The organism is Azonexus sp., assembly GCF_036170495.1.
Taxonomy (GTDB): Bacteria; Pseudomonadota; Gammaproteobacteria; order Burkholderiales; family Rhodocyclaceae; genus Azonexus.
This window is the reverse complement of sequence record NZ_JAVHPH010000178.1, coordinates 1-4318: the sequence shown is the minus strand read 5'-3', so window position 1 is coordinate 4318 and position 4318 is coordinate 1. Positions and strand designations below refer to the sequence as shown.

Sequence of the window (4318 nt, the reverse complement as noted above, 5' to 3'; positions counted from 1 at the left end):
TCATTGCCAGCGAAATGTTTTTGCTCGCCGTCTGCGAAGACAAGAACGAAACCGGTCGTCTGGCCAAGCAGCACGGCCTGACCCGCAAGGCGCTGGAGGCGGCGATCCTGGCCGTGCGCGGCGGCCAGGGCGTCGATTCGCAGGAAGCCGAAGGCCAGCGCGAAACGCTCAAGAAATACTGCATCGACCTGACTGAGCGTGCTGCGCAGGGCAAGCTCGACCCGGTGATCGGCCGTGACGACGAGATTCGCCGCGCCATCCAGATTTTGCAGCGGCGGACCAAGAACAACCCGGTGCTGATCGGCGAACCGGGCGTCGGCAAGACGGCCATCGTTGAAGGTCTGGCCCAGCGCATCGTCAACGGCGAGGTGCCGGAAACGCTCAAGGGCAAGAAGGTGCTGGTGCTCGACATGGCCGGTCTGCTCGCTGGTGCCAAGTATCGCGGCGAGTTCGAGGAACGCCTCAAGGCCGTCCTCAAGGAAGTGGCGCAGGACGAAGGGCGGATCATCCTGTTCATCGACGAACTGCACACCATGGTCGGCGCCGGCAAGGCCGAGGGGGCCATCGACGCCGGCAACATGCTGAAGCCGGCGCTGGCCCGCGGCGAGCTGCACTGCATCGGGGCGACGACGCTCAACGAATACCGCAAGTACATCGAGAAGGATGCCGCGCTCGAGCGCCGCTTCCAGAAGGTGCTCGTCGATGAGCCGAGTGTCGAATCGACCATCGCCATCCTGCGCGGCCTGCAGGAAAAGTACGAGCTGCACCACGGTGTCGATATTACCGATCCGGCCATCGTCGCTGCCGCCGAGTTATCGCATCGTTACATCACCGACCGTTTCCTGCCTGACAAGGCGATCGACCTGATCGACGAGGCGGCGGCGCGCATCAAGATGGAAATCGACTCGAAGCCCGAGGTCATGGACAAGCTCGACCGCCGCATCATCCAGCTCAAGATTGAGCGCGAGGCGGTCAAGCGTGAGAAGGACGAGGCTTCGAAGAAGCGCTTCGGCCTGATCGAAGAGGAAATTGCCAAGCTGGCCAAGGAATATTCCGATCTCGAAGAGGTCTGGAAAGCGGAAAAGGCACAGGTTCAGGGCTCGGCGCACATCAAGGAAGAGATCGACAAGCTCAAGGCCGAAGTCACCCGGTTGCAGCGTGAAGGGAAGCTCGACAAGGTCGCCGAGCTGCAATACGGCAAGCTGCCACAGCTCGAAGCCCAGTTGAAGAGCGCCGAAAAGGCGGGCGAAGGTGAGGGCAAGAAGAACAAGCTGTTGCGTACCCAGGTCGGCGCCGAGGAAATCGCCGAGGTGGTCAGCCGGGCGACCGGCATTCCGGTCAGCAAGATGATGCAGGGCGAGCGCGAGAAGCTGCTCAACATGGAAGAGCGCCTGCACAAGCGGGTCGTTGGGCAGGATGAAGCGGTGCGTCTGGTCGGCGATGCGATTCGCCGCTCGCGCGCCGGGCTGTCCGATCCGAACCGCCCGTACGGCTCCTTCCTTTTCCTTGGTCCGACCGGCGTCGGCAAGACCGAGCTGTGCAAGGCCTTGGCCGAGTTCATGTTCGACGCCGAGGATCACCTGATCCGCATCGACATGAGCGAGTTCATGGAGAAGCATTCGGTCGCTCGCCTGATCGGCGCGCCGCCGGGCTATGTCGGCTACGAAGAGGGTGGTTACCTGACCGAAGCCGTGCGTCGCAAGCCGTACTCGGTGATCCTGCTCGATGAAGTCGAGAAGGCGCATCCGGACGTTTTCAACGTGCTGCTGCAGGTGCTCGACGACGGCCGGATGACTGATGGTCAGGGGCGCACCGTCGACTTCAAGAACACGGTGATCGTCATGACTTCCAATCTCGGCAGCCAGATGATCCAGCAGATGTCGGGCGACGATTACGGCGTGATCAAGATGGCGGTGATGGCCGAGGTGAAGAGCTACTTCCGGCCGGAATTCATCAACCGGATCGACGAGGTCGTCGTTTTCCACGCGCTCGACGAGAAACATATCGCCGGCATTGCCAAGATCCAGCTCGGCTATCTCGAAAAGCGGCTGGCTCAGCTCGACATGGGCATCGTCGTCGACGACAGCGCCCTGGCCGAACTGGCGCAGGCCGGCTTCGACCCGGTGTTCGGCGCCCGGCCGCTCAAGCGGGCGATCCAGCAGCAGATCGAGAATCCGCTGGCCAAGGCCATCCTCGAAGGCAAGTTCGCCGCCAAGGATGTGATCCATGTCAGTTGCGACGCAAGCGGCGTGATTCGTTTCGTCAAGGCTTGAGTCGAGGAGTGCCAATTGTGCTCATTGCCCGTTCAGTGACATGATCGGGCAATGAGCCTGCCATCGCTGCGATCCCTGCTTGCCGTGTTCAAACCCGGGCAACCCGTGCCGCCGCATGATGCGCGGGGCGGGCGATTCGTCGTGGTGATCGACTGTGTGCTGAACCAGAACGTTCGCGATCAGGGGGCGGCCAACTGCCCGGCGATGAACTTTGAATTCCTGCGCCTGTGCCACGCAAACGGCATCGGCATCATGCAAATACCCTGCCCGGAAATCGCCGCCCTTGGCTTCAAGCGTCAGCGTTCGCCCGGAACCAGCATCCGGCAGGCGCTCGATACGCCAGCTGGTCGGCTGGCCTGCGCGGAGTTGGCTACTTCGGTGGTGGCGCGCATCTTGGCTTTGTCAGAAGAGGGCTGCGAGCCCTTGGCCGTGCTGGGCGGCAACTCGCGCAGCCCGGGCTGCGCAGTGCACCGGGGGGCGGGCGATCTGCATGCCGAGTCAGGTATTTTCATGCAGGCCTTGCAGGCCGAATTGCGCCGTCATGGCCTGGATTTGCCCTTCCGCGGCTTGCGCGATGCTTCGCCCGACTGGCTGGCTGAAGACCTGCAATGGTTCCGCCAGTTGTCAGGTGCTACCGACGCCTAGCTCGGTTTCGCTTAAATGCATGAAAAACAAGGATGTGAAAAATGTGGGATGACCTGAACGACTGGCAGGCCAGGCGTCATGCCGAACTGGCCGGGCCGGAAAGCTGGCTGGGCATACGCGGGCTGTTCTGGCTGGAACCGGGGCTGAACAGCGTCGGCAGCGCCGCTGGCTCTGTTGTTCTTTTACCCGGCAGCCCGGCGCATCTCGGCGATTTGCTGTGGCAGGACGGGCGGGTGATCTGGCAGCCGGCCGGCGGTGAGGAGCGCGAGTTACAGACCGATATCGATGGTCAGCCGACCGTCGTCGATTTTCAAAATTGGTCGTTTTTTCCGGTTGACCGTGAGAGTCGCATTGCGGTGCGTCTGCGCGACCGTAACTGGGCGGCGCGCCAGCCATTCGTCGGCGTGGACTATTTCGACTTCGACCCGGCCTGGCAGATCGAGGCCGAATGGCAGGCGCTGTCACCGCCGCTAAAAATGGAAGTGCCCAATGTCAGCGGCGATCTGAAAATCGTTGAGGTCAGCCATCAGGCCGTATTTGAAGTCGCCGGACAGAGGGTGACGCTATTGCCGATGTCAGTCAGCGACAAGGAAATTTTCTTCGTTTTCCGGGATCGGACGAGCGGCAAGGAGACCTATGGCGCCGGCCGTTTCCTCAAGGCCGTTCCCACGGTCAACGGGAAAATTCGCCTGAATTTCAATTGTGCCTACAACCCACCTTGCGCCTTCACTTCGTTTGCGACCTGCCCGTTGCCGCCACCCGAAAACTGGTTGCCGTTTGCGCTGCCGGCCGGCGAAAAGAAGTGGGTCAAACCGGCCTGAGTGGTCGGTAGCAAAACAATCCTGAAAACCGCAGTTAGCGCCCCTTCATGGTTCGATACGTCTTGCTGCGCAAGGCTACTCACCACGAACGGGCTTTTTCCGATCGGTGCCCCCGTTCGCCCTGAGTAGCCCACGCAGTGGGCGTATCGAAGGGTTTGGTCGCGGTCAACTGCGATTTTTAGGATAAAAGCTAGTGCCGAATATTTCAGTTTTGTTTATTTTTGACTACGCCGTTTGGCATAGAAATGCGATAATCATTCCCACTTAAAATACAGACCGGATTGCGGTGCGGATCCCCGCCTTTTAGCAAGGTCCGGCCCAACATCGGAGACAAATTGATGGCCTGGTTTGGAAACAGCGAGCTGTCCAGCCTCAAGCTGGCACATGAAGCATTGCAGCAGCGTGAGGTAAGGCTCATGCAAGAACTCGAGGCCGCGAAGCGGGCTGTGGTTGACCAGCAAAACGCCGCATCAGGCAAGGACCGGGAGTGCGAGACGCTCAAAGGTGTGGTGCGCAGCCTGTCCAGTTTCAGTGCGACGCTGGCCGGGTCGCAAGGCAGCCTGGGCAATATGGCCAGCG

Annotated in this window: 4 protein-coding genes; all 4 read left to right on the top strand. The window is 61.0% G+C overall.

Annotated elements, in window-relative coordinates:
- Positions 1 to 2273 (top strand): ATP-dependent chaperone ClpB (clpB, locus tag ADADOO_RS05975; protein ID WP_511275856.1); only part of this gene is annotated, 2273 nt, incomplete at its 5' end.
- Between the two features lie 156 nt (positions 2274 to 2429).
- A complete protein-coding gene (locus ADADOO_RS05970) occupies positions 2430 to 2918 on the top strand; it encodes a hypothetical protein (protein ID WP_511275855.1) in 489 nt (162 codons plus the stop codon).
- Between the two features lie 41 nt (positions 2919 to 2959).
- Positions 2960 to 3739, top strand: coding sequence for a DUF1684 domain-containing protein (locus tag ADADOO_RS05965; RefSeq protein WP_511275853.1), 780 nt, complete (start codon positions 2960 to 2962; stop codon positions 3737 to 3739).
- A gap of 338 nt (positions 3740 to 4077) precedes the next feature.
- Positions 4078 to 4318 (top strand): hypothetical protein (locus tag ADADOO_RS05960; RefSeq protein WP_511275851.1); only part of this gene is annotated, 241 nt, incomplete at its 3' end.

Coding starts and splice junctions, on each gene's coding strand:
- ADADOO_RS05965 (WP_511275853.1), top strand. CDS start 2,960: ATGTGGGATGACCTGAACGACTGGCAGGCCAGGCGTCATGCCGAACTG.